Origin of the sequence: Kistimonas scapharcae (genome assembly GCF_039540975.1) — a bacterium.
Taxonomy (GTDB): Bacteria; Pseudomonadota; Gammaproteobacteria; order Pseudomonadales; family Endozoicomonadaceae; genus Kistimonas; species Kistimonas scapharcae.
Genome location: NZ_BAABFL010000244.1, coordinates 1 through 1,410 on the forward strand (window position 1 = coordinate 1; position 1,410 = coordinate 1,410).

2 protein-coding genes are annotated in these 1,410 nt (G+C 45.5%); one reads left to right on the forward strand and one right to left on the reverse strand.

Annotation, left to right across the window (positions count from 1 at the left end):
- Positions 1-111: 111 nt before the first annotated feature.
- A complete protein-coding gene (locus ABD892_RS10690) occupies positions 112-654 on the forward strand; it encodes a hypothetical protein (protein ID WP_345195613.1) in 543 nt (180 codons plus the stop codon).
- Here ABD892_RS10690 and ABD892_RS10695 read toward each other — a convergent pair.
- Entirely contained in the window at positions 607-1,200 is a 594-nt protein-coding gene (locus ABD892_RS10695) for a DUF502 domain-containing protein (RefSeq protein ID WP_345195614.1), read from the reverse strand. The genes ABD892_RS10690 and ABD892_RS10695 overlap by 48 nt on opposite strands.
- Between the last annotated feature and the right edge of the window lie 210 nt (positions 1,201-1,410).

Consider the following 1,410-nt stretch of genomic DNA (forward strand, 5'->3'; position numbering starts at 1 on the left):
CAGGCGGTAATGGGAACATGGGGATGAGCTTAGGCGGCAGAACGTGAAATCGCCTTATGTACCGGTTTTTGAGTACTTACTAACAAAGCAAGCAATCACAAGTCGGTAATAGTGATACCAAAATCAGTCGCCACACCCAAGAATCCAATAAAACAACATGAGAAACATAAAAGAAAACATTTCACACCTACAACACCACATGAAAAAAAACCAACTGACCAATTATCTCCTTCGCGCAAGTACGCGAACAGCCCGCAAACAACTGCTATCAGCCAATGTAATACTCAAGACCAAAGACTTCAAAAATTACTTTGGCATGCAAAAAAAGCGGGAGTTAGTGAAGAAATGATTTTTTGCACTAGCAATAAACGCTTTAAAGTACCTCAAAAACTTTGGAATACTTACTCTATAACATGGAACAAATTACTCCGACAAAGGACATTAAACAAAAAGGATCTCATCAATTTATCCAAAGCCTTAACAAGCAAGAAAAAAAAATCCTTTTGTCGCGACAGCACCTGGAAGAAAATTTATCATACGTCCATTGTCCTTGCGCATCGTGGCGGATGGGGCGAACACTTCATCCACCAGTTAACCCCGCAGTATTTATCGCTTTTTTTTACCCGAGGTGACACCGCCGGAAACCAGAAATGACATCACTTCGGCACTGCTGTTATCCAGAGGCCTGACCTTGTCAGCCGGCACCAACACCACACGGCCAGCAATACTGAATGCCATCGGAAAGTAAACCGCTACATGGTTATCCAGACCAAAATCTTCGGTTGAATTTCGGGTAATGAAACCGGGCACCTGCATCTCACCGATTGAAACCAATACGGGTTTATCAAACTCGCGTCGGTCGCCAATAATGGCATTCACGCCATCCTTGATCGCGGCATAAACCAGCTTCACTAACGGGATATGGGTTAACACCTGATCCACAAGCCGAACAATGTGCTTACCGAGCCATAAATGTGTGATCGCTCCAATGAGAATCGTCACACCGACCACAAGCACCAGGCTGATAAACACTACCTGCCAACGGCCATGGATCGGCAGTTCACGACTAAGGTACGGACCAATAGTTTGCGTGAGCACATCAGCCACCAGGTTAATACCTGCACTGAACAGGTAAACCGTAATCAATATCGGTACCAGAACCACCAGCCCTTCAAGGAACCAGCGCATGATGCGCGACATAACGCGACCTCCCCTTCCAAACATCCAATATCACTCACAGTATACTGTGATCCCCCTGACTGACTGCGGGATTGTAGCATTGCATCTTTTATCTTAACGAGCGCCCCACAATAAGCACTACGGTACCCATTCCTTAAATCCCGCTTAACCTTGGGAATGTGAGCAAGCTGGCCGTACTTTTGGCAACAGAGTACAGTTTTTGCACAAAAC